Raw genomic sequence first — 23,503 nt, forward strand, 5'->3', positions numbered from 1 at the left:
ATTTTCTAAAAAAATCGCTCGGTCGATGACTGCAAAATTATGGCAATCGCATCCGGAGTGATCTTGACAACAAGCCGCGATCGACCAACTCTCTGTCAGAAGCACTCGCTCATGACCTAGTGTTGCCAACCGAGATGCAAAGCGTATCGCCCCTCAAATTAGAGGGTCAAGGCGAGTATCGCATTTGCTTCCTTGGCGTACTGTGTTATTGCGTACTGCCTTGTTGTACTGACTTTCGGTCCATTTCGTCTAACCCTAACCACGTCGTTTTTTTGTATGGCTAAAAGCACGGGCAAAAGTTTGGTGATCGTCGAATCGCCAGCCAAAGCACGCACGATCTCGAAATACTTAGGCAAAGGCTACCAAGTCGAGGCAAGTATTGGGCATATCCGGGACCTCCCCGGCGGCGCAAAAGAGATGCCGGAAAAGTACAAAAAAGAACCCTGGGCCTACTTGGGAGTGAACACCGAGAACGATTTCGAGCCGATCTACATCGTTCCCGATGACAAAAAAAAGCAAGTCAGCAAGTTAAAAGCGGCTCTCAAAGACGCCGACAGCCTCTATCTCGCGACGGACGAAGACCGCGAAGGAGAAGCGATTAGTTGGCACCTGTACGAGATTTTGAAGCCAAAAGTCCCCGTCCATCGGCTCGTTTTTCACGAAATCACCAAGGAAGCGATCCAAAAAGCGATCGAAAATCCTCGCGAGATCGATGGCGGATTGGTCGACGCCCAAGAAACTCGCCGAATCCTGGACCGGCTGTACGGGTACGACGTTTCCCAACTGCTTTGGAAAAAGGTCGGCCGCGGATTGAGTGCCGGTCGCGTGCAAAGTGTCGCCGTCCGTCTGATCGTCCAGCGAGAACGCGAGCGGATCGCGTTTGTCGATTCGACCTATTGGGACCTCGAAGCCACCTTCGACACCGCGTCCAATGAGTCGTTTAACGCCATGCTTGCGACCGTCGATGGTCGAAAAATTCCTTCGGGCAAAGATTTTGACTCCGAAAACGGCAAACTAAAAAATCCTGATTTGCTGCAAATGAACGAGGCCGAAGCGAACGCTTTGGCCGACCGTCTTCGCAACGCCGACTTCAAAGTCACCAAGGTCGAAGTCAAACCGTTCACCGAACGACCCAAGGCGCCGTTTACCACCAGTACGCTGCAGCAGGAAGCCAACCGCAAGATGGGCTTCACCGCGCGGCGGACCATGCAAGCGGCCCAGCGGTTGTACGAAAACGGTTACATCACTTACATGCGTACCGATAGCACGACGCTCAGCAAGGAAGCGATCGATGCGTCGCGTAACTTGGTGCGTAGTGAATACGGCGATTCGTTCTTGCACCCCAGCGTTCGCGTTTATGCGAATAAAGTGAAAAACGCGCAAGAGGCTCACGAAGCGATCCGTCCTGCGGGTACCCCATTCCGGCTGCCCGAAGCAGTCCGCGGTGAACTCGATTCGGACCAGTTCCGCATCTTTGAATTGATTTGGAAACGCACCATTGCCTGCCAAATGGCGGACGCCAAGAAACAACGCATCGGCGTGACGATCGAAGGCGGCGGAGCGACCTTTACCGCCAGCGGAACGAGCATCCTGTTCGAAGGTTTTTTACGTGCCTATGTCGAAGGCAGCGATGATCCCGAAGCAGAATTGGCGAACAAGGAACGTCTTCTTCCGGCGATGTCCGAGCAAGACGCATTGGACGCTAAGAATCTGGATGCGAAGAGCCACACGACTCAGCCACCCGCTCGATTTAGCGAAGCTTCGTTGACGCGAACGCTCGAAGAAAAAGGCATCGGTCGTCCGAGTACGTTTGCTTCGATTATCGACACGATTCAAAAACGCGATTACGTCTACAAAAAAGGGAACGCATTGGTCCCGAGTTGGACCGCGTTCAGCGTGATTCGCCTGTTGGAAACACATTTTGGCGCGTTGGTCGATTACGAATTTACGGCCCAAATGGAAGATTTCCTCGATACGATCAGCCGCAAAGAGGCCGAGCGACTCGCGTACTTGAAAAGTTTCTACTTCGGCAATGGTGATAATCCAGCGTCGGCAGATAACAAAGGAATCGGGCTGAAAAAACGACTTGAGGAAAAGGTCGAAGAGATCGATCCTCGAGTCACGGCAATGTTCTCGATGGGCACGCCCACCGAAGGCGAACATCGCGAAGAGGTGTTTGTCCGCGTCGGCAAGTACGGACCGTTTCTGGAACAGGGCGAACGTCGTGGCTCGATTCCCGATGGCTTGGCTCCGGACGAAATTAATTTGGCAAAAGCACTTGAACTGCTTGAGCAAAGCCAGGTCGAAGAAGAGCCGATCGGAGTTCACCCCGAAACCGGCAAGCCAATCTACGTCAAAGTGGGCCGTTTTGGTGCTTACATCCAACTCGGTGAAAACGATGACGAAGAGAAACGCAACCAATCGCTGTTGAAGGGAATGGAGATCGCCGACTTGACGCTCGAAATGGCGTGCAAGTTATTGACGTTGCCGCGAACGCTGGGCAATAACCCAGAAAATGGCGAGCCGATCCAGGCGTTTGATGGGCGGTACGGACCCTACATCAAGTGTGAAAAAGACACTCGCTCGCTGCCCGCCGGCGTGTCGCCGCTAGAGGTAACGCTCGAGGAAGCGATCACGCTGCTCAAGCAACCTAAAACGCGTGGCCGTGCGGCACCCAAAGAGCCAATCAAGAAGTTCGAAAAACCGTCGCCGATCACCGAGGGTGAAGTCAAGATCCTCGAAGGTCGCTTTGGCCCGTACGTGACTGATGGCGAAACCAACGCCTCGCTACGCAAGGGTATGGACGCGGCCGAGATGACATTCGAAGCTGCCTTGGACTTGTTGGCCGAACGCGCCGCGAAGGGGCCGACGAAGAAGAAAAAGAAGGCAAGCAAGAAGAAGGGGGCTACCAAAAAGAAAGCCGCCAAAAAGACAACGAAGAAAAAGGCCGCTAAAAAGACGGCTAAAAAGAAGGGCGTCGTCAAAAAGAAAGCGTGATTGCGCCGGAGCGTCACACTCTTCGGAAGCGAAACTCGCCAAGAGTTTCGTCCGCCTGACGTCGCTTCCCGAAACCCAAGCCGCCAAGTTTCTTGGCGGCATTCCCTATCGACTGCTGCTCGAATGCAATTCGCCGCGTTCAGCTACGAATTTCAGGCCGCGGAGCTTGCCAATGCTGCAGCAGCATTTCGGGCCAATAAAGCGATGGCAAAACGAATGCAAAATGCGGTTGGCGGGGCATCACGACCAACGGCATCACACCGTCACTCAACATGCCGTTGGGAAGATGATGGCGGACAAAATAGACTGTGGATATCATGCATGGTTTTACGGAAATCGCTTGCGGAACTTGCTGACCAAAGACGCGGATGTATTCGTCGGTCAAATAGTCTGCAATCGGAGCGAGTGCGGGTGATGCGGGCCGAGTTCCTTTGAGCGATCCGAGTCCCGCAGCGACTTGGCCGAGTTCTTCAGGTGTGATGTTGGGTGAATTCAAGCTGTAGACCATTTCGCCGGGGAGGTCTCTCTTTCCCGGTTGGAACAATTGATTGTTGGCCTGGATCAGATGCCCCCAGACAACCACTCCGTCGCGAAAGACTGATTCTTGAGCGGCCAATGGTTGGCACAGCTTATCCGCTGAGCTGAACAGGCGTGTCAAAAACGAAAATGCGACACGCAGGTAACCTTTCTCTTCATCGCCGAACATTCTCGGCGCATTTCCGAACCGCTGACGGCATTCGTTCAGCATGCCTGGCCATGTTGTTTGAGGTTGTGCCGCAGCGGCATTTGAAGACGGTGGCTGAGGAGAGGTTGGCCCTCGCGTCTGCGTTTCCGTGACAATGGCGCCACTTGCCGATGAACTCGGCGATGGCTTGGGCAAGCGAAGCTTCTTACCGCATTCTGGACACTGCACGGTCTCGGCCGAATCCAATTCTACCGATAACACGGTGCCACAGGGACATTTGACGCGGCGCATTGGGGTACACTCACAACGTAAAAGCGGCGGGGATTCCGACTGTAACGCTCAGGAAAAAAATCATCATAATGTGCTGCATCTTTTCGGTGGGCCTGCAACACCCTCCTCTGCGTTTTTTTCTTGGCTGCGTAGTCGTGCGTCGCCGAGATCCAGTCGTCTGAAAATGCTGTAACAACGAACTCGATAACTCGGTTTTCGCTAACTTGATGGGGCAACACGAACGTGACGCAAAAGCGTGATCGCAACCACATTGTTAACGAGTATGCAAAGCTTGCATCGGAATACGATTCGCGATGGTCGAACTATATTCGGATGACGACCGATGCGACACTGACTCGGATGCCGAGGAACCTCGGCGATGTTCTGGACATCGGCTGTGGAACCGGCGCAATCCTGTGCGGCTTGGTAACGGAGTTCGCTGCGTCATCATTGACGGGAATCGACGCATCATCTGAAATGCTCGAGCTTGCGAAAGATCGATTGCCACCGCAGGTTGAACTGAGAGAAGGCTGGGCGGAAGAGCTGCCGTTTCCGGATTCCAGCTTTGATACAGTTGTTTGCTGCAACGTGTTTCATTTCATTCGCCACCCCAATCAAGCGTTACAGGAAATGTTGCGGGTTTTGCGTCCAGGCGGCGTGATGATCGTCACGGATTGGTGCGACGACTATCTGACCTGCAAACTCTGTGACATCTATCTGCGCTGGTCTGATCCGTCCCATTTTCGCATGTATGGCGTCGCCAAGTTTCAGCGATTGATAGAGGATGCCGGCGCGAATCCGGTTCAGATTGAAAAATACAAGGTCACGTGGTTATGGGGGCTGATGACTGCATCCGCCACCAAACCGACTGTAGCCTCCGGCGGCGAAACTTCCGCGTCGCCTTGATCCGCTCGGGGGACTCACTTCCGCCGCAATCGCCGGCACCCTGGGACTGGACGTTCGCGGCATACTTATTAGGCTCATGACTGCGGCGTCCCACTCCATGACCGCTTAGATCCCGCGCCTGGTTGACGATGCGATCGTGTTACGCCCTTTTATTCACAAACGTCTGCGGCCCGCCTTGCGAAACCCGGCGACGTTCGCATCGCTGACCACGGTGGGATTGTTTGGGGCCAGCCTAGTACTGAAACTCGTCAGCAACTTGGTGCTTTCGCGGCTGGTCTTGCCAGACGTGTTTGGCTTGATGGCGTTGGTGTCAATCGCCGTCATGGGATTGATGCTGTTGTCGGATGTGGGACTTGCTCCGGCCGTCGTCCAGCATCGCAAAGGAAGCAATCCCGATTTCTTGTGCACTGCATGGACAGTCCAAGTCGTGCGCGGGTTGGCGATTTGGATTGGCAGCTGGATCGCAGCCCCTTTGGTTGCCAAATTCTTTGACGAACCGATTTTAACCGTGCTGATTCCGATCGTCGGTTTCACTGCGGCGATCGAAGGCTTTGCCTCGACCGGGATCATGACCGTTCAGAGGCGACTGAAACCGACCGCGATGATCGCCTACAACGTGTTCAGCCAATTGATCGGAACGGTTGTCACCTGTGTCATCGCATTTTTTTATCCGACCATTTGGGCATTGGTTGCCGGAGCGTTAGCCGCATCGGCGAGCCGTACGATGAGCAGTTTCTTACTTCCGAGCGAGATGCGGCATCGATTCCGCTGGAATCCCGAGTTTGCTCGCGAGTTGTTCCATTTTGGCAAATGGATTTTTGTCAGCACCGCGGCCACGTTTTTTGCAATGCAAGTCGACCGCATGGTGTTGGGGCGAATCGGCAGTTTGGAGACGCTTGGCTTGTACACGCTGGCAACCACGATTGCGATGCTGCCGATGCTGTTGATCACGCATATCGGCGACTACGTGATGTTTCCACTGTTGGCCCGATCGGCGCGAGAGACACCGGAAAAACTTGCCGCCGAAGTGGCTCCCGTTCGTGGGCGGATGTTGGGGTTCGGCTTGATCATGAACGTCGGCGTGTTTGCGGTTGCTCCGATTTTCTTTGGACGGCTGTATGGTGCCCAATACGCGGACGCCGGACGATTGTGCCAATGGATGATTTTTGCTGGCTGGGGAAGCGTTGTTTCCGGCTTGGCCATGCAAACGCTAAAGGCGATCGGCGATGTCAAGTCGATGGCGACCGCGAAAATGATCCGTTTTTTGGCGACGATTCCCTGTACACTGATTGGCTTCACTCAATTTGGACTCGAAGGGTTTATCGTCGGATACACGCTGGGGATTGTTCCCGAGCATCTGTGGAACGGTTGGAAGCTTTGGAAGACCAAATTGTTCTTTCCGCTACAAGATCTGGCGTACACATTGGCCTTTACCGCCGCAATCGTGCTGTTGCATCTGTTTGGAACCACAATCATGTCGGCCGCGGCACTGGTGTGTTTGGTCAGCGGCATCACGCTGGCCGCAGTCTATTGGCTGGAAATCAAAGCTCGGGGAAAACTCGCGGCACAATCCGCCTGAGTTAGCGTGAAGCTGAAAGGATCCGGCGTTGGATGTCGCCAATTCGGTCCTGTCCCCCCTTTCGATGTGGCAAAAATGCAGCGCTCTCGCCTTGAGGTGCATTGCACGCTAAAATCCCACGCTTCGAACTTAAATCGACAAAACCCACCCATTAACTGATTGCTGGAGTACCCCCGAATGCCATCTGGTATTGAACGCGTCCGAGAGATCCGTCGACTTCGTAAACGTCGTAAGAAAACCCGTAACTTGCTCGAACGAGCCAAGAAGGGAACGATGGAAAAAGCGGAAGTGATTCGCAAACTTCGCCGCCTCACTCCTGGTGCCGATGTGATCATCGAGCGTGAAGGCCTGAAGAGCTAGAGTGTTTTTACATTTGAAGTAGCTACCGTCGCCAGTCGGTGGACCACATTCTGGCGAACGTAGCTACGGCTTGAATTCCACTTCATTTGTCAAAATGCTCGGATACGGTCGCTTTTTTGGCGATGTCCATCTTTGCTGCCACCCCGCCCATGGGGTGGTGAAGGGTGCAGCACCTGCGGAAATGACCGCCCGTAGCGAAAAAACGCGAAGAGTTTCGTGCAGCCATGTCCCCGAATGACGGGGATTTGCGTGTTTTCATCTGAGCCGACGGCCTTAGCCGCGGGCGACGTGAGATCGGCGTTCAAGGGCCCGCGGCCACAGCCGTCGGCTCACAGAAGCCCGGCACGTTAGTCGTATCTGCGTCGCTGAAAGACCCCGCGACTTTCCCTTCGGCGTGTCTTACCAACGCAGCAATGTGGTTCCCCACGCCAATCCGGCGCCAAATCCACACAGCAGCACTAGATCGCCACGCTGGATCCGGCCAGCTTGCACCGCTTCGTCGAGCGCCAATGGGATACTGGCTGCCGAGGTATTGCCGTAGCGATCCAGGTTAACGAATACGTCTTTCGGCGCGATGTCCAGATCAGCGACCGCCGAATCGATGATCCGTTGGTTGGCTTGGTGCAGGACGACGAGCGCCAATTGGTCCGACGTCACTCCTGCGTGCTCCAGCACCTGTTTGGCACTTTCGTCAAACACGCGGACTGCCCATTTGAACACACCTCGGCCGTCCATCGTCATGTATTGGGCACCCTCGGCGTACGCCTCGGGGGTCAAGGCACGGCGGGTGCCTCCGGCCGGAATGCATAGCATCGCACCGCCGCATCCTTCGCTGCCGAGTTGATAGGACAGCAGTCCTTGTTCGTGCAGTCGGTTAGCCGATTCGGCTTCTTCCGCCGCATCGCTCGCTTCGGCGGGGGTCATGATCACAGCGCCAGCCCCATCGCCGAATAAGGGATAGGTTTTCACATCTTCGGGGTTCACCGTGCGGCTCATCATGTCGGCACCCACGACCAAAACACGGCGGCTATTTCCCATCCCAATGAACTGAGCGGCGGTGATCATCGCGTAGGTAAATCCCGCACACGCCGCATTGACGTCCATTGCCGGGGCAATCGAACCGAGCATGCGTTGCAGTAGGCACGCGGTCGAGGGGGTCGGGTAATCGGGGGTCATCGTGGCGACGATGATTAAATCAATCTCGCTGGGGTCCATGTTCGCGGCGCTCAAACAGCGAAGGGCTGCTTCGTAGCACATCTCACTAGTGGTTTGATCATCCGCAGCACGACGACGCTCGCGGATTCCCGTTCTCCGCACGATCCATTCGCTGTCACACCCCAATGCCGCAAGATCCTCGTTGGTGACGATCTGCTCGGGAACGTAGGAACCGGTGGCCGCAACACGGACGCCCGCCACTTTTCCCATCCGGCCACGCGTATTCAGCTCAGCATTTGGGGACTGCCCGGACGCTGGTTTGGATGCGCATCGAGCTTCGGCACACGGTTTTCCCGCGTCCGCCGCTTCGGCGTGTTGGGGGGATTCCGAAGTAGCTTGGATTTCGTTCGCGGAACGATCGGGCGAGTTCGACTGGGTCATTGCAGCGTGATAAGAGTGAGGAAGCTCGCAAAATGGAGAGCGATAAGGTTAAAATAGAGACTCGGGTGCTCACAGGGCGATACCAATCGCTTGCTCTAAAGAGGCGGACCAAATATAGCTTTTTGTGCCCCATCGCGTTAGACGTGCACCCATTTGCACGATGTCAGTGAATTTCCCTAGCGACGACAATTGAATAATTCGCGTAGCTACGCTCACCAGAGCGTGGATTCCAGCGTCGGGTGACGGTAGCTACTAGCAATCAATGCGTTCTAATATTTCGTCGTCCCTTAGCGATCCATTTTGTGGGTGGATCCAGTTCAGTCATCGAGGATCGTAAGCAAATTGCCGCAAATTCTTGCTCGCAACGTCACCGCTCCGAACCCGCGATCGGGCCGTACAGCGACCTGGAAGAGGGTGAGGATCGGGATGCTGGTCGGGATCGCCGTCTTTGGGGGCGCCGCCGCGATTGCCGTATGGAGCGGTTTTACGAATGACTCAAGAAAACAGATCTTTCGCGTCAGCGGTTTTTCAATGGCGCCGACGCTCTACGGCGATTATCAATTTTTGAGCTGTCCCCAGTGCAGTACGCAGACAAAAGTGGCGACGGAGTTAGCATCGGTGTTGGCTGCATCGGCTCGCACCGCTGAGTGCTGGCACTGCGGGGCGAAATTCAAGTGCGACAGCGATGCGATCGATAGCCATGTCATCGAAGGTGACTTGGTCCAAGTCACAGCGATTGGGCCCAACGCCAGCAACCGAATTCGGATCGGTGACATTGTTGCCGTCAAAATGGACGGCCTCATGCGAGTGAAGCGGATCCTTGGTTTGCCAGGCGATGTGGTGTCGGTCGACGAGCGACGTTTGTTGGTCAACGGAAAACGGCTCGAGATCATGCTTGCCGAGTCGAATGGGGTAAACGATGCCGCTTTTATCGATGTAGACATCGATCAACAGCGATCTGATTCACGTTGGGCGGATGCGACCGAGGGCGGCGATTCCGATTGGCTCGTCTATCACCACCGATCGGTTTACGAGCATTCGCGGCCGAGTGAAATCTGTGACGACTACCCATGCAATGTTGACGTGATTCGTCGACTCGACCCCGTCGATCAATTGGCTGTGACGCTCTCGGTCGCTGCTGCAGCAACGATCGACGTCGCGTTTTATTCCGACCAGGGGACTCGTATTGCGACACGGCACCACGCTGCAAACGAACCGTTGACCATTACCGTCGGCCAAGCCGAGTTGGCCGAGACGATTACGCTGACTCCGCGAACGCCAATTGCGATTCGAGTTCGCGAAGAACAGGCCCAAGACGAACAGGGCGACCGCGTGCAATTGAATGATTTGCGAGTTCGCAGATCGGTTGAATATCGATTGCGGCGTCGTGATTCCGACGCAGTTTATCCCTTGAAGTTGAATCAGGGTGAGTGTTTCATCGTTGGCGATAACGTTCCCATTTCAGTGGATAGTCGCGATTTTGGGCCGCTGCCGATGGACAATATTGTCGGATTCGCCCGCCGTTTGACGTGGGAATAGAGGGCAAAACAGCGTCACATGCCTGTCGTCGTGTGACTGCTTGGCACAGAAGCTGCAACAAGATCGGGGGCATCGGCAATCGGTGCCAAATTGACGGGCTGGGGATGCTGATGCGCCAGGGCCCGCAAGCTCATTGGATGGGCTTTTTATTTTGGTGGAAAAGGCCCACCTACCGCCTGATAGGTTGACAAAATGTTCGTTCGGCTGCTTGCTGCTTTTATTATTGTGCCGCTTGTGGAGCTCTATTTGCTGCTGCAATTGGCAGATGCTACTAGCGGATTGACGGCGTTTGCAGTCGTCATTGGAACTGGAGTGCTCGGCTCGTTTCTGGCGCGTCGCGAAGGCGCCAACGCTTGGTTCCGTTTCCAAAAGGCCCTAGCGGAAGGGCGGATGCCGAGTCGCGAAATCCAAGATGGATTGATGATCGTGTTCGCAGCTGCAATGTTGCTGACGCCGGGGCTGCTGACCGATGCGTTGGGATTCATTTTGTTGGTTCCTGCAGGCCGGGCCTTGGTTCGCCGCTTTGTGCTTAGCCGCTATATCGGTTCGATGCAGGTTCATGTCGCGGGGCAACGCGCCGCCGGAGGGTTCTCGCCAGACGACCCCGACATCGAATCGCCCGTCTACACCACGCGCAAGCCGAGTTCGGCCAAGACGATTGACGCAACCTCGTATCACAAAACCCACGAATAAGTGATCCAGAGGGACATGCAGCAGCCAATCATCGGATACCATCGCGACGACGAAGACCACTGGGTGGCCGAGCTTGATTGTGGTCACAATCAACATGTTCGCCATGATCCGCCCTGGATGCATCGCCCGTGGGTGACGACCGATGCAGGACGCGAGTCGCGATTGGGGGTGTTGTTGGAATGCAAGAAGTGTGACGAGGGGTCGCCCCGCGACAACCCGTAGGCAACACCTAGTTTTTAAGCGGTGCGGCGCGAGCCCAATGCCATTTACTTTGGCACTGCGCAGCCGTCCAACCGCGGATGCGGCATTACCGCCACGCGAAGGGAGTCACAGCGAACATCAGCCGTCTGGGCGTCGGCCCTCGCTAGTCGATCCGACAGCCGGATGGTCCAATGTGGTCTCGATTCGTCTGCTTCGTTCCTTTCAAACATCCGATACGTCGATGGTTCACGATCCCACGGTGCTCGCCAGCGTCCAGTCTATTCATGAGGCCGAAACGCGAATTCGCAGCAATGTTCGCCACACCCCGCTGTTGCCGAGTGCCCGTTTGTCACTTGCGTTTGATGCAAATATCTTGCTGAAACGCGAAGATTTGCAGGATGTTCGTAGCTACAAGATTCGCGGTGCGTATAACCGGATGACTCAATTGACGCTCGCGCAACGAGCCGCTGGTGTCGTCTGTGCCTCGGCAGGCAACCACGCGCAAGGGTTCGCTTACGCATGCAACGCGATGCAGATTCACGGCCGCATTTATATGCCTGCGGTGACGCCAAAGCAGAAAGTCGACAAAGTTCGCATGTTCGGCAAAGAGCACGTGGATGTGATTTTGGTGGGCGACACATTTGATGATGCGGCGGCGGAAGCCCACAAGGCAACTGCCGAAGGATTGACGTACGTGCCGCCGTTCGATGATCCCGCGATCGTAGCGGGCCAAGGCACGGTGGGGCTCGAAATTCTGCAGGACTACACCGAACCGATCGACTATGTTTTGGTCGCTGTAGGCGGCGGAGGGTTGATCTCGGGCTTAGGAAGCTACTTTCATCACCAATCACCGGCGACCAAGATCATTGGGGTTGAGCCGTCGGGCGCCCCTGCGATGTACGAAAGTTTGCGTCAGGGCAAAGTCGTCACGCTCGACAAAATTGACAACTTCGTCGATGGCGCCGCTGTCAAACGGGTCGGCGATTTGAATTTCGCGATCGCAAGCCAAGTGGTCGACCGGATGTTGCTGGTCCCCGAAGGCAAAGTGTGTAGCGAGATGTTGCGTCTGTACAATGACGAGGGTCTGGTCGTCGAACCGGCTGGAGCACTTGCCATTGCGGCGCTCGAGCAAATGAAAGACGAGATCAAAGGCAAAACCGTCGTCTGCGTCGTTAGCGGAAGCAACAATGACATCAACCGCACCGAAGAGATTCGTGACCGCGCGTTACTGTATGAAGGGCTTCAGCATTACTTCATCATCAAGTTTCCTCAGCGAGCCGGGGCGCTGCGGGATTTTCTCAACAACGTGCTCGGCCCTACCGACGATATCACGCACTTCGAATACACCAAGAAACACAATCGCGAAACCGGCCCGGCACTGGTAGGTTTGCAGATCGCCAAAGCAGACGACTACGCCGGATTAATCGAGCGGATGAACGCGAGCCACATCGAATTCCAAGTCGTCAACGAGCAGCGAATGCTCTTTGAACTGCTCGTCTAAAATGTGGAGTAGGCATTCAGGTTCGTCAAAGTCGCCTTTTGCTCCGCAAAAGTAGCATTTCTACTGCGCGTACTTTCGCGGAGCGAAAGGCGACTATCAATCCACATCCTGGTAGCGAAAGTCGCTAAGACTTTCGGCCTTCCCCGCATCCAGCAGCACCTACACCACCAACTCTGCTGCACTGTTGCGATTCTTCCATAGATACAGAATCCGCATCGACGTTGCTGGATGGATTCCATCGTCTTCACCGAGGATGCGGAACAGTGATTTTTCGGGGGACGCCAAGATCAATTGGACCAAGCCTTCGGCCTGACGTTCATTTAGACGAACATCGCTGGGGTCATCCAGGATCGACTCCCATTCCAACCGGTCGATCTTGTTAATGAGTTTGGCTTGCTGCTCGAGCTGCTCTTTCAAGTCGTCCCCATCATCGTCGCTTTCCCAGACGTATTTGATGAATCCCGATAACGAAGCACTGCGATTTGCCTGAGTGCGTTGTTTCAGCTCACGTGTGACCGATTCGAACAATTCAGGTTCGGCGGCGTGACCGTAGGGGATCGCCTTTTCAACCGCAGCTGCCATGTCGCTCGGCGATAGCAGCTCGTTCCCAGCGTTAAGCGCCATCACTTCTAATTGAATCAGAAATCGCATTTCAGCATCCAATCCAACCTTTAGCAGACCACTGATCGATGCTTCGATTCCGTTGACTTGCGATCCCAAATCGTCGCAAAGATACTCGATTGCTCGGCCGTGCTTGATTCGGCCAATGCCGCTGACAAACCAGAACGCCGAGCTGATCACCGAGACAATGATGAACCCGAGGTAGCCGACGGTGTGCGTCCACTGGACGGCAAAAATACCGACCAACGCACCGAGGACCAGCGTTAGCAGCCGAAATCGCTCGCCCGCCAGGTTGAAGCGGTAGTAATGCCCTAGTTCGTGCCCCATCACCGCTTGGACTTCGTCACCTCGCAGTTTGTGCAAGACTTGGCGATGGAGATAAATTCCATTGAGTCCGCCGAAAATGCGTCCTAATCGCATCGCCCCGGCGTTGAGCGATTTGTCGCTGGTGACGTAAACCGGCAATCGCTCGTCAGGCAGCTTTAGTCGTTGCAGAGTTTCGCGATAAAGTGTTTGCAGTTTGTATTTGTCAAGCTCGCCGAAGCGTGTGTCTTCCTTGATATCCTCGATTCGCTTCTTCTTTTGACCCCATGTCCGCGCTAATTCCATCGCGAACGGACCGAGGATCACTAAGCAAGCTGTGACCGACACGATCGGAGCCAACACGACTTGATCCCACCGAATAAAGACAATCAGCGTGATGATGCCGATCACGTGAACCGTGATCCATAGCCATGTGAATTGATTAGCGCGACGGAGTTGTTCTAGCAACGCTTCGCGATCGGGAACCGCTTGTAAATTCATCAGAATGCTGCGTCAATCAGGGCTGTAAGTATTCCGCCGGTCGGTTTGCCACGCGTTTGAAAGTAGACGTCGCCGGGGCCTGTGTAGCGGTTGATCAAACCTTCGCCGGACATCAGCGAATCTTTCAGCGACTCGGACGCTTTGACCAGCTTGTACGTCACGGTGTCGGAAAAGGCGACCATGAATCGATTGTCGACATACAGCGTTTCGTCCGCTTCGAGTTTGCGATGTTCGATGGCACCAAACGTTTGGCAGAATACGCTACCGCGTCCCGTCGCGTGCATCAAGAACAGCCCCTTCTTGCTCATCAATCCTTTGAGGCCGCCGTACTTGATCCGCACGTGAGTCGTACCGACATTGGCCAAGTACGATCCGCGAGTCAGGAAGTAGCCGGAATCAGGTTCCAAGTTCAGGACGACGATGTCGCCATAGCTTTCCGGAGCAAGCACGACAGTTTGCTCGTCGGACTTAGCGCGGAATTCGGCGGTGAAGAAACTCTCGCCCCCGAGCATGCTCTTTATCCCGCTGAACCAAGATCCGCGTCGACGGCGTTTTACGGGGGATGGGGCAGAGTTGCCCGAGGCATCCTCGACCGACGATTCAGGTTCGTCCTGCGAATCCAAACGGCCGACATGGGCCGAGATCGAAATCCCAGCCGACATCGTTAGCATGCTGTTTGGCTGCGCAACCACATACTCGTGCTGGGCAAGCGAGAACTGAAGCGTTGAAAAAACAGGAGCGTGGTTAACGCGGAAATCCATAGATTTTGGTGGAGCGATCTGAACGCTCGTGTTTCAGAGGCTTCAACAAGAAATGGAAAGATGCATTAGTGCTAATGGCCTTAAGCTGCGTCTGTTCTTGCGAGCCGACGGCGCTAGCGGGCTATTGATTTAATCGAAATGTAAATCGTAGGGATGAGCCGTGGTCCGTAAGGCACCGGGTAATGCGTGGAACCCGGCCGCTCACGCGTCACGGCTCACTAAATCAACAGCCCGCTAGCCGCAGGCTACGTGAAATCAGCGATGAAAGGCCGAAGGCTAGCGGCGTGCGGCCGAATCAAAAATCGTCTGCGGTATCGCTCGCGTACTTATTGCGTAGCAGGTAGCCGACGAACGCAATCACGCCAAGGATTCCGAGGAAGATAAACAACGCGACCATCCGCGACACACCCAAGATGTCCGAGATGCCGGTGATGCAAATATCATAAATGACAATGCGAATGAACCAGCCAACCAATCCACCGAGCCCGCCACCACGACGTGCCAACAAAGACGAAGGAAGTGAAAACATAAAAAACCCTGCTCACAAATAGGGGACAATAAACGAAGCGTTGGATCGACGTTTTGACCACGAGAGCGAAGGATAGCTTTAATGTGTCAAATCGTTTCACACGACGATGCAAAGGTATACGGGCAATTCCCCCCCCTGTCAACGTTTTTTACTAGCCACCCAATCGAGCTGGCGGTATTCCTTGCCGTCTAACCCGTAGAAAACGGATAATTCTTCTAAAAAGCCATTGACGCATCTCTAACATCTTCTCGTGCAAAGGACGCACTCTGCTAGCCGGCAGCAGACCCCGCAGTATGCGATACGGCTCTCCGAAATCGGAGATCCGTGTGCCTCTGATCATTTCTGAATCCAACTCGATTCGTGTTGCGACAGTGTTGTCGCGCTGACCTCGCTGCCTTTGGCTCGGGTGCATTTATTAGCGATTTCGTGTTGGATCGAAACCAAAATCAAATCTGAGAGAACTGTAAGATGAGAAATTTCGTTGCAATGTTTGCCGCCGTAGCTGTAATGACCGTCCCAAGTTTTAGTTTCGCCAAAGAAACTGACGCTTCATCGGGCAAGACGATCGTCGATATTGCTGCTGGCAGCGACGACTTCAGCACGCTTGTGGCTGCCGTGAAAGCGGCGGGGCTTGTGGAAACTCTTAGCAGCAAAGGTCCCTTTACCGTATTCGCACCGACCAACGAAGCGTTCAACAAACTGCCTAAGGGAACGGTTGAGTCGCTGCTGAAGCCTGAGAACAAAGACAAGTTGGTTGCTATCCTCACCTACCATGTCGTGTCGGGCAAAGTGATGGCTGCGGACGTCGTCAAGTTGGACAAAGCCAAGACTGTGCAAGGCCAATCGGTCAATATCCGCACTGGCAGCGATGGAGTGAAGGTTAACAAATCAAAGGTCGTCAAAACCGACATCGAAGCATCCAATGGAGTGATCCACGTGATCGACTCGGTCTTGATGCCTAAGGACAAATAGTCCGATAGCACCAGTCGCGAGGATTCAAATAACTCGGCCTCGGTAATCCCAAAGTGGGATCGCCGGGGCTTTTTTTTTAAGCGTCGCTATCGTAGTGGGATGTGGGATAGGCTTCCAGCCTGTCAATGCAGCAAGGTCTTTTCGTAGCGAAACTCGCGAAGAGTTTCGGTGGTGACCATGATAAACGAAAGTCTTCGCGACTCGCTGCGAGTATTGTGAAATAGCGTTATTCACACCGCCCTTACTTTGACAATGTGGGGTTTTCTCGCTACTCTAGCTTCACACCCCTTTTCGCCGTAGTCGTTTATGTCGCGTCTCACCCTTTTGTTAATTGCTCTTTTCCTGTCGGCTGGCGCCGTTGCGTCGTCGTCGGCTCAGGGAAGCTGTGGCGATTGGTTGGCACATTCGGGCGATACGGCGAAGGCGGTGGATGGGCCGCAAACCGACGTCTCCGCTGAAAAGACCGAGCAAGGGGCGGAGAAATCGCTTGCCGGCCAATCGCGACCACGCTCTTGCCGTGGACTGCACTGCGAACAGGCTCCACTAACGCCGGCACCGCTGCCAGCTTCGCCGGTCAACGACCAGCGACTTCCCGATCTCGCTTGCCTGGTGGTTTTGTCGTCTGTAAACGAGTTCGAGATCACTCGTGGTGTCGCGGAGTCCAAATTTGGACTGCCCGCTGGAAAGCTGCTCACGATCGAGCGTCCTCCCAAAGTCTAGCCTCAAAGAGTTTCTTACTCTCACATCTTTGGTGTTTGTTCGGCATGCCTGTCTGTTGGCATGCTTGTCGAGCAGACCGTTTCGTCGCATCGACGATGTCCTGATTCAAGGCGAGTGCGCGTTACCCGACGGCTCACGAGAGCGTCCGACTTAGAAAAATCATAACCCGACGCGTAAGCGAGGGACTCCAATCTGATCGCAAGACATTGCCGGAAGTCCCTCGCTCACGCGTCGGGTTGTGAAGGCGAATGCTCTGCGGCCTTTGGATAATGCAGTTTTCTAAGCTTTGCACGATTCCTGGACGCTCGCTCGTCGCGGCTCACTCAATCAACTGTCCGATGATGCCACCTGCTTATCGTGATCATCCCGCAGGGTGATCACCTGGACGTTACGATTCAGCATATCCATCAAGCGAAAAATTCATGTCTAGTGCCACTGTTGGCAGCAGTTCATCTGCAGCTTCCAAAAAGAAAAAGTATGTGCGTGCCGTGGGACCGCGGCTACGCAAACTACTGTATGTCGTCTTTGCCCTGGTCGCACTGCTGTACGCCAATTCGGGCTACCTCTCGTTGATCACTTTCCTGGAGTGGAAGAACAGCGAAACGTACCAAGACTATTACTACCAATACATGTTTCTCGCCCATCTCGTGATGGGGCTGCTTTTAATTGTTCCGCTTATCGTGTTTGGTTTGGTCCACATGTGGAACACCCGCACGCGACGTAACCGCCGGGCACTGCGGATCGGGTATGCGTTGTTTTCCACTAGCATTCTGATTCTTATTAGCGGTGTTTTGCTGATGCGAGTGAGCGGGTTTGATTTGAAGCAGCCTCTCGCACGCAGCACCGTGTACTGGTTACATGTCGCCTGTCCCCTGATCGTGATTTGGCTGTATTGGCTGCATCGCTTAGTAGGACCCAAAATCAAATGGCGAGTCGGGCTGGGGTTTGCCGCAGCGGCCGCGGTTTCCATCCTGGCTCTCGCGATCGCTCAAATGCAAGATCCGCGAAACTGGAATGCCGAGGGACCGAGTTCGGGTGCCCAGTATTTTGAGCCCTCGTTGGCACGAACGGCGAGTGGCAACTTTATTCCTGCTAACACGATGATGCAGGACGAGTATTGCTTGAAATGCCACGAAGATGTGCACAAGGCGTGGAGCGACAGCGTTCACAAGTTCAGCTCGTTCAATAATCCGCCCTATTTGGCCAGCGTAACGGGAACGCGAGCTCTCTCTCTGCAGCGTGATGGTTCGGTTCAGGCTTCGCGGTGGTGTGCCGGTTGCCATGATCCGGTGCCGTTCTTCTCAGGCGCGTTCGACGATCCCAATTTTGACATGCTTGGACACGCGACATCGCAAGCGGGGATCACCTGTACGGTTTGCCACGCGATCACGCACGTTAATAGCGTCAAAGGCAACGCCGACTATACGATCGAAGAGCCGCTGCACTATCCGTTTGCATTCAGCGACAATGCGGCGCTGCAGTGGGTAAACAACCAGCTCGTCAAAGCAAAACCGTCGTTTCACAAAAAGACATTCTTGAAACCGTTTCACAAAACGGCCGAGTTCTGTTCGACTTGCCACAAGGTGCATTTGCCGCTCGCCCTTAATCACTACAAGGACTTTCTTCGCGGGCAAAACCATTACGATTCGTACTTGTTCAGCGGCGTTTCGGGACACGGCGCCCGCAGTTTTTATTATCCGCCCAAAGCTCAGCACAATTGCAACGAATGCCACATGCCGCGAGTCGCGTCCAACGACTTTGGAGCCCAATTTGATCCGGCAACCGGACAGCTGAGTGTTCATGATCACATGTTCCCCTCGGCCAACACCGGGATCGCGTGGCTTCGCGGCGCTGAGGATGTGATCGAGGCCCATCGCGAATTCCTCCAAGACAATGTCCGCGTCGACTTGTTCGGGATTCGCGAGGATGGTGAGATTGATGGCAAGCTGACCGCTCCGCTTCGGCCCAACGTACCGACACTAAAACCAGGTGAAACCTATTTGCTTGACGCTGTTGTGCGAACGTTGAAACTCGGGCACCTGTTCACCCAAGGAACGGTGGATTCGAACGAAGTTTGGCTTGAGGTGACCGTCACCAGTGGCGATCGCGTGATCGGTCGCAGCGGCGCGGTGAATGCAGAGAAGTTTAACGAGGTCGATCCGTGGGCCCATTTCTTGAACGTCTTTATGCTCGACAAAGATGGCAATCGAATCGACCGCCGTAACGCGGAAGACATTTTCACGCCGCTTTACAATCACCAAATTCCTCCGGGCGCCGGGCAAACGGTTCACTACGAACTGGAACTTCCCGACGATCTTGACGCGCCCGTGACGGTCGAAGTGAAGGTTCAGTACCGAAAATTCGACCAACGTTACATGAATATCGTGGCGAATGAAAACGAAAAACTGGGCCAGATCATTCGCGGCCATGAACCGGGCAAGGAGTACCGCAATGAATTGCCAATTGTGACGATGGCGACCGATTCGATCACCTTTCCCGTCGAAGGCGTCGAGGTCGCAGTCACAAATTCGAAACGTGATATCCCCGAGTGGCAGCGTTGGAATGACTACGGAATCGGACTGCTGCTGAAGGGCAAGGCGGAATTGAGGCAAGCCGAAGAGGCGTTCAAGGAAGTCGAGAAACTGGAACGCTACGATGGGCCACTCAATTTGGCTCGCGTGCTGAACACCGAAGGACGTTTGGATGAAGCGGTCCAAGCACTGAACCGTGCGAATCAGTACGCAGATCAGACGGACTTTCCTCGTTGGACTTGGGCGTGGCTGTCAGGCGAAATCAATGCTCAACAAGGTCGACTCGAAGAGGCGGCGCAGAACCTTCGTAGTGTGCTCGAAGATAATACCGAGGAAATGCAGCGACGAGGATTCGATTTCAGTCTGGATATCGAAGTCATCAATCTACTCGGACAAACGTTGTTCGATCTCAGCAAGGTTCGCGAACGTCAAGGACGACAGGAGGAATCGCAGCAGTATGTCAACGAAGCGATTCAACAATTCAAAACGACGCTGGAGATCGATCCTGAAAATGTGTCGGCGCATCACAATTTGCAGCAGTTGTACGAAAAGATCGGCGACGAAATGCTGTCGGAAAAACACAGCAAACTGCATCTGCGATACAAGCCTGACGACAACGCTCAAAGCCGAGCGATTCGATTGGCACGTGAAAAGTATCCTGCCGCCAACCATGCTGCTGAAGCGGTGGTGAAGTATTCGCTTACTCGGTCCGCGGAATAATCGTCGTTGATCGCTCCGCGATCTTATGTCGACACTGAAACAAGTTTTTTTTCGCGGGGCGACGTCAAATTAATTACTAACACATTCGTCGGTAGTGGATCTTGTCAAAGATCCCACATGAAGGATCTTTAGCAAGATCCGCTACGCCGGTTATTGATCGCATCGAGATGCGATCAATGTCTAAAACAACCCAACCTAGACTAAATATGAATAAGAAAAATTTGGAACGCAATAATTTGGAAAACCAAGACGAGACCGAACATCTTGATGACGCGGCGATTGGACATGCGTTTCGCATTTCGCTCGTCGCGATCGCCGTGTTGATCGTCGTCGGAGGCGTTGCCGTTTATCTGTTTTCGCGTCCGGAACCGGCGCCGGAGGTGCGTGAGACAAAACTGGCTCCGGTGAAAATTCGCGAAGTTTCGCCTGTGGAAATCCCCAAAGTCATCTTCACCGATGTCACCGACGAGGTCGGTATCGACTTTGTCCACAACAACGGAGCGACAGGCGACAAGCTGCTTCCCGAAACGATGGGAGGCGGCTGTGCAGTGCTCGATTTTGATAACGACGGGGATCAAGACATCTTGTTCGTCAATTCAAAAAATTGGGATTGGGATCTCGAAAGCGGCAAAGCGGACCAGGATGCTCCGAGCACAATGGCGCTGTATCGCAACGATGAGGGCCGTTTCACCAATGTCACTGCCGATTCGGGGTTGGACGTTTCCGCATATGGAATGGGAGCCGCCGTGGGTGATTATGACAACGATGGAAATGTCGACGTCTTTATCACTGCGCTGGGAAGTAATCGTTTGTTTCGTAATCTTGGCGATGGCAAATTTGAAGAGACAACGCAATCGGCATCAGTCGGCGGTGACGATGACCGCTGGAGCACCGGGGCAGGTTGGTTTGACTACGACAACGATGGCGACTTGGATTTGTTTGTCGCCAACTATGTCCAGTGGACTCGCCAATATGATCAAGCCCAGAACTTTCAACTCGTCGGTGGCGGACGTGCCTATGGACGCCCCCAGAACTTTGAAGGTTCGTTTCCTTACTTGTATCGCAACGAAGGTGACGGCAAATTCGCGGACGTCTCGGCCGAAGCGGGCGTTCAGGTGCGTAATCCTGCCACGGGCGTTCAGTTAGCAAAATCGCTCGGAGTCGCCATCTGTGACCTCGACGAAAATGGCACGCTTGATCTGATCGTTTCCAACGACACGGTGCAGAACCTGTTGTTCCGCAACACTGGCGATGGCAAGTTTCAAGAGTTTGGCGTGTTGTCGGGGATCGCGTTCGATTCGGGCGGCAACGCACGTGGGGCGATGGGGATCGACGTCACACCACTGCGTAAAGGCAAAGCGATGGCGGTCGCGATTGGAAACTTTTCCAACGAGATGACCGCGTTGTATGTTTCCAAACGTGGTCGGATGCAGTTTTTTGACGAAGCGATTTCCACCGGGCTTGGTCCCAGCACGCGATTGGAATTGACGTTTGGGATTTTTTACTTTGATTATGATTTGGATGGCCGCTTGGATCTGTTTTGTGCCAACGGTCACTTGGAAGAAGACATCAACCGAGTGCAACCGAGCCAGCATTACGAACAACCGCCGCAACTGTTTTGGAATGCGGGTTCGACTCAAGGAACCGAGTTTGTCAAAGTTGATGCCGCGCATTGCGGTGAGGATTTGCTGAGACCGATGGTCGGACGCGGAGCCGCATATCTCGATTTTGATAACGATGGCGATTTGGATGTTTTGGTCACTGCAACCGGGCGTAAGCCACGACTGTTGAGGAACGATCTTGATCTAAAGCATCACTACGTTCGTTTTCAACTCAAAGGCGACGGCGTGAAGTCCAACCGCGACGCGATCGGCGCTTGGGTCGAGTTGACCGTCGGCGACGAAGTGTTTCGCAAACAAGTAATGCCCACCCGCAGCTATCTGTCGCAAGTCGAATTGCCGGTCACGTTTGGGTTGGGCGATGCAGAAACCATTGACAATGTGACGATCCAGTGGCCGGATGGAGAAAAGCAAGAATTAGGAGCGGTCGACATCGATCAAACCCACGTGGTGAATCGAGCCAAATGAGTCAACTTGTTCCAGGGCTCCTGCCTTGGAACACCCTGCTTTCGGAGGTTCCCGCCTCACGTTGTGCCCTAATCGGAAGGCAGGAGTCTACTGTGCGGTGCGTTCCCAGGCCGCGGCTCGAGGAACGAGGATTACTACTTCTTCTTCTTGCCGTGAGACTTCTTTTCGTTACTGCCACGTTTGGTGATCGAGATGACGTCCGAACCCGCCAGCATGATGCGGCGGCCATCTTCGGTCTTGATCGCCAATTGTTGCGACAGGATGTCTTGGCCTAACACGGTCGCACTGCCGTCACGCGTCAAAATTTGGCTGCCCACCGGCGGCAGCTCTGCGGCCAGTTCTTCGTACGTGTCAAACTCGTATCGAAGACAGCATTTCAAGCGACCACAGCGGCCTGAGATTTTTGTCGGGTCCAGTGTTGCTTTTTGCAACTTCGCCATCCGCATCGATACCGGTGGCATCTTGCTGAGATGGTTTGCACAACAGATCGGTTGACCGCAATCGCCGTAATCGGCCAACAGTTTCGCTTCGTCGCGAACCCCGATTTGACGCATCTCGATCCGCGTTTGGAAATGGCCTGCCAAATCGCGAACGAGCTGACGAAAGTCGATCCGCTGCTCAGCCAAATAGTAGACCACCATCCGCTCGCCGCCCAAAATCCGCTCGGCGTCGACGACATCCATTTGCAGATTCAAACGGTTCGCCAACTTCTGGCAAATTTCGATGTCTTCGTGAGCCTTCGATTCAAGATGCTTCCACTGGTTTTGATCATCCGCCGTCAACGACCGCACGATCGACCCTTCGGTCGGTTCGGCAATGTGGTCCACGGCCGCGGCGGTCGCCTCGCAAAGGACGGTGCCGATCTCGGTGCCTCGCGAGGTCCGCACCACGACTTGGTCACCATAGCGAAACGACTGCTTCGCTCGCATCACCCCGAGAATACGCATCGAACCACAGCGGACAACGTATTCCAGTCGTCCTGAGGTTGCGTTGGATTGGGGTTCGGTATCGGTGGGAACGTTCGACATAATGAGGGGAATTTGAGCGAGTTAATCGCATATTGGACAAGATTAGAATAGCGGCACAGTTCAAGTGCCATTGTCTGATTGTAGCCGAAGCGAGTCCAGCGGCAGTTCATTTTTCAGCGAAGTGCGTACGTTGCCTGCGTTTGGCCTTTTGGGAGACTGCTGATTTAGTACGACATCAACACTCTTAAGTTAGCCGTTTGGATGGTGGCGGGCTGTTGATTTAATCGAAATGCAAATCGCATTGGTGAGCCGTGGGCCGTAAGGCACCGGGTAATGCGTGGAACCCGGCCGCTCACGCGTCACGGCTCACTAAATCAACAAACCGCTAGCCCCTGTTGGATGGCACCGGAACCGTGGCTAGCGCCAAAACGCAACGCTGTGAAGCATTTTGAGCACGTAAAAA

Annotated in this window: 18 protein-coding genes; 12 read left to right on the forward strand and 6 right to left on the reverse strand. The window is 54.3% G+C overall.

All coding sequences use genetic code 11. The features are described 5' to 3' along the window. The first annotated feature begins 276 nt into the window (after positions 1-276). The gene (gene topA / locus SH528x_RS22910) at positions 277-2,997 is read left to right on the forward strand and encodes a type I DNA topoisomerase (protein ID WP_442505775.1); all 2,721 of its coding nucleotides are present in this window, start codon (positions 277-279) and stop codon (positions 2,995-2,997) included. Between the two features lie 139 nt (positions 2,998-3,136). On the opposite strand, the gene SH528x_RS22915 is transcribed toward topA, so the two are convergent. Further along, complete coding sequence (locus SH528x_RS22915; RefSeq protein WP_442505776.1) at positions 3,137-3,973, reverse strand: hypothetical protein; 837 nt, start codon at positions 3,971-3,973, stop codon at positions 3,137-3,139. Positions 3,974-4,195: 222 nt separating this feature from the next. Here SH528x_RS22915 and SH528x_RS22920 point away from each other — a divergent pair, with 222 nt between their 5' ends. The 3 genes from SH528x_RS22920 to SH528x_RS22930 all read left to right on the forward strand — a co-directional run bounded on the left by SH528x_RS22920 (position 4,196) and on the right by SH528x_RS22930 (position 6,797). Continuing rightward, complete coding sequence (locus SH528x_RS22920; protein ID WP_442505777.1) at positions 4,196-4,858, forward strand: class I SAM-dependent methyltransferase; 663 nt, start codon at positions 4,196-4,198, stop codon at positions 4,856-4,858. A gap of 136 nt (positions 4,859-4,994) precedes the next feature. Further along, the gene (locus SH528x_RS22925; protein WP_442505778.1) at positions 4,995-6,437 is read left to right on the forward strand and encodes an oligosaccharide flippase family protein; all 1,443 of its coding nucleotides are present in this window, start codon (positions 4,995-4,997) and stop codon (positions 6,435-6,437) included. A 177-nt stretch (positions 6,438-6,614) separates the two neighbouring features. Next, entirely contained in the window at positions 6,615-6,797 is a 183-nt protein-coding gene (locus SH528x_RS22930; protein ID WP_442505779.1) for a DUF6800 family protein, read from the forward strand. Positions 6,798-7,196: 399 nt separating this feature from the next. Here SH528x_RS22930 and SH528x_RS22935 read toward each other — a convergent pair whose 3' ends face one another. After that, entirely contained in the window at positions 7,197-8,393 is a 1,197-nt protein-coding gene (locus SH528x_RS22935) for a beta-ketoacyl-ACP synthase III (protein ID WP_442505780.1), read from the reverse strand. Between the two features lie 342 nt (positions 8,394-8,735). On the opposite strand from SH528x_RS22935, the gene SH528x_RS22940 reads away from it, so the two are divergent. From SH528x_RS22940 to ilvA, 4 genes are all read left to right on the forward strand, one after another. Then, positions 8,736-9,932, forward strand: coding sequence for a S26 family signal peptidase (locus SH528x_RS22940; protein WP_442505781.1), 1,197 nt, complete (start codon positions 8,736-8,738; stop codon positions 9,930-9,932). A 192-nt stretch (positions 9,933-10,124) separates the two neighbouring features. Continuing rightward, positions 10,125-10,625: an FxsA family protein gene (locus SH528x_RS22945; RefSeq protein WP_442505782.1), complete on the forward strand. Its 501-nt coding sequence runs from the start codon at positions 10,125-10,127 to the stop codon at positions 10,623-10,625. A 15-nt stretch (positions 10,626-10,640) separates the two neighbouring features. After that, entirely contained in the window at positions 10,641-10,847 is a 207-nt protein-coding gene (locus tag SH528x_RS22950) for a DUF3565 domain-containing protein (RefSeq protein WP_442505783.1), read from the forward strand. 37 nt (positions 10,848-10,884) lie between these two features. Beyond that, the gene (gene ilvA / locus SH528x_RS22955) at positions 10,885-12,327 is read left to right on the forward strand and encodes a threonine ammonia-lyase (RefSeq protein WP_442505784.1); all 1,443 of its coding nucleotides are present in this window, start codon (positions 10,885-10,887) and stop codon (positions 12,325-12,327) included. Positions 12,328-12,486: 159 nt separating this feature from the next. On the opposite strand, the gene SH528x_RS22960 is transcribed toward ilvA, so the two are convergent. The 3 genes from SH528x_RS22960 to SH528x_RS22970 form a co-directional block, all read right to left on the reverse strand. Then, a complete protein-coding gene (locus tag SH528x_RS22960; protein ID WP_442505785.1) occupies positions 12,487-13,752 on the reverse strand; it encodes a M48 family metalloprotease in 1,266 nt (421 codons plus the stop codon). Further along, positions 13,752-14,513 carry a TIGR00266 family protein gene (locus SH528x_RS22965; RefSeq protein WP_442505786.1) on the reverse strand — a complete coding sequence of 254 codons (762 nt, stop codon included), beginning with the start codon at positions 14,511-14,513 and terminating at the stop codon, positions 13,752-13,754. The genes SH528x_RS22960 and SH528x_RS22965 overlap by 1 nt, the downstream gene beginning before the upstream one ends. A 295-nt stretch (positions 14,514-14,808) precedes the next feature. Further along, positions 14,809-15,042 carry a hypothetical protein gene (locus SH528x_RS22970; protein ID WP_442505787.1) on the reverse strand — a complete coding sequence of 78 codons (234 nt, stop codon included), beginning with the start codon at positions 15,040-15,042 and terminating at the stop codon, positions 14,809-14,811. A gap of 468 nt (positions 15,043-15,510) precedes the next feature. Here SH528x_RS22970 and SH528x_RS22975 point away from each other — a divergent pair, with 468 nt between their 5' ends. The 4 genes from SH528x_RS22975 (at position 15,511) to SH528x_RS22990 (ending at position 22,072) form a co-directional block, all read left to right on the forward strand. Continuing rightward, a complete protein-coding gene (locus SH528x_RS22975; protein WP_442505788.1) occupies positions 15,511-16,014 on the forward strand; it encodes a fasciclin domain-containing protein in 504 nt (167 codons plus the stop codon). A 306-nt stretch (positions 16,015-16,320) separates the two neighbouring features. Continuing rightward, positions 16,321-16,734 carry a hypothetical protein gene (locus SH528x_RS22980; protein ID WP_442505789.1) on the forward strand — a complete coding sequence of 138 codons (414 nt, stop codon included), beginning with the start codon at positions 16,321-16,323 and terminating at the stop codon, positions 16,732-16,734. 422 nt (positions 16,735-17,156) lie between these two features. After that, positions 17,157-19,985, forward strand: coding sequence for a multiheme c-type cytochrome (locus SH528x_RS22985; protein WP_442505790.1), 2,829 nt, complete (start codon positions 17,157-17,159; stop codon positions 19,983-19,985). A gap of 206 nt (positions 19,986-20,191) precedes the next feature. Then, positions 20,192-22,072, forward strand: coding sequence for a CRTAC1 family protein (locus tag SH528x_RS22990; protein WP_442505791.1), 1,881 nt, complete (start codon positions 20,192-20,194; stop codon positions 22,070-22,072). A 134-nt stretch (positions 22,073-22,206) separates the two neighbouring features. Here the strand turns inward: SH528x_RS22990 and SH528x_RS22995 are convergent, their stop codons facing one another. Continuing rightward, positions 22,207-23,100: a PSP1 domain-containing protein gene (locus SH528x_RS22995; RefSeq protein ID WP_442505792.1), complete on the reverse strand. Its 894-nt coding sequence runs from the start codon at positions 23,098-23,100 to the stop codon at positions 22,207-22,209. Positions 23,101-23,503 lie beyond the last annotated feature (403 nt).

Source organism: Novipirellula methanifontis, from assembly GCF_052161655.1.
Lineage (GTDB): Bacteria > Planctomycetota > Planctomycetia > Pirellulales > Pirellulaceae > Novipirellula.

What these genes read in the sequence shown, in the direction of transcription:
- topA (WP_442505775.1), top strand. Translation starts at nt 277, where the DNA reads ATGGCTAAAAGCACGGGCAAAAGTTTGGTGATCGTCGAATCGCCAGCC.
- SH528x_RS22915 (WP_442505776.1), bottom strand. Translation starts at nt 3,973, where the DNA reads ATGCGCCGCGTCAAATGTCCCTGTGGCACCGTGTTATCGGTAGAATTG.
- SH528x_RS22930 (WP_442505779.1), top strand. Translation starts at nt 6,615, where the DNA reads ATGCCATCTGGTATTGAACGCGTCCGAGAGATCCGTCGACTTCGTAAA.
- SH528x_RS22935 (WP_442505780.1), bottom strand. Translation starts at nt 8,393, where the DNA reads ATGACCCAGTCGAACTCGCCCGATCGTTCCGCGAACGAAATCCAAGCT.
- SH528x_RS22945 (WP_442505782.1), top strand. Translation starts at nt 10,125, where the DNA reads ATGTTCGTTCGGCTGCTTGCTGCTTTTATTATTGTGCCGCTTGTGGAG.
- SH528x_RS22950 (WP_442505783.1), top strand. Translation starts at nt 10,641, where the DNA reads ATGCAGCAGCCAATCATCGGATACCATCGCGACGACGAAGACCACTGG.
- ilvA (WP_442505784.1), top strand. Translation starts at nt 10,885, where the DNA reads ATGCCATTTACTTTGGCACTGCGCAGCCGTCCAACCGCGGATGCGGCA.
- SH528x_RS22960 (WP_442505785.1), bottom strand. Translation starts at nt 13,752, where the DNA reads ATGAATTTACAAGCGGTTCCCGATCGCGAAGCGTTGCTAGAACAACTC.
- SH528x_RS22965 (WP_442505786.1), bottom strand. Translation starts at nt 14,513, where the DNA reads ATGGATTTCCGCGTTAACCACGCTCCTGTTTTTTCAACGCTTCAGTTC.
- SH528x_RS22970 (WP_442505787.1), bottom strand. Translation starts at nt 15,042, where the DNA reads ATGTTTTCACTTCCTTCGTCTTTGTTGGCACGTCGTGGTGGCGGGCTC.
- SH528x_RS22975 (WP_442505788.1), top strand. Translation starts at nt 15,511, where the DNA reads ATGAGAAATTTCGTTGCAATGTTTGCCGCCGTAGCTGTAATGACCGTC.
- SH528x_RS22980 (WP_442505789.1), top strand. Translation starts at nt 16,321, where the DNA reads ATGTCGCGTCTCACCCTTTTGTTAATTGCTCTTTTCCTGTCGGCTGGC.
- SH528x_RS22985 (WP_442505790.1), top strand. Translation starts at nt 17,157, where the DNA reads ATGTCTAGTGCCACTGTTGGCAGCAGTTCATCTGCAGCTTCCAAAAAG.
- SH528x_RS22990 (WP_442505791.1), top strand. Translation starts at nt 20,192, where the DNA reads ATGAATAAGAAAAATTTGGAACGCAATAATTTGGAAAACCAAGACGAG.
- SH528x_RS22995 (WP_442505792.1), bottom strand. Translation starts at nt 23,100, where the DNA reads ATGTCGAACGTTCCCACCGATACCGAACCCCAATCCAACGCAACCTCA.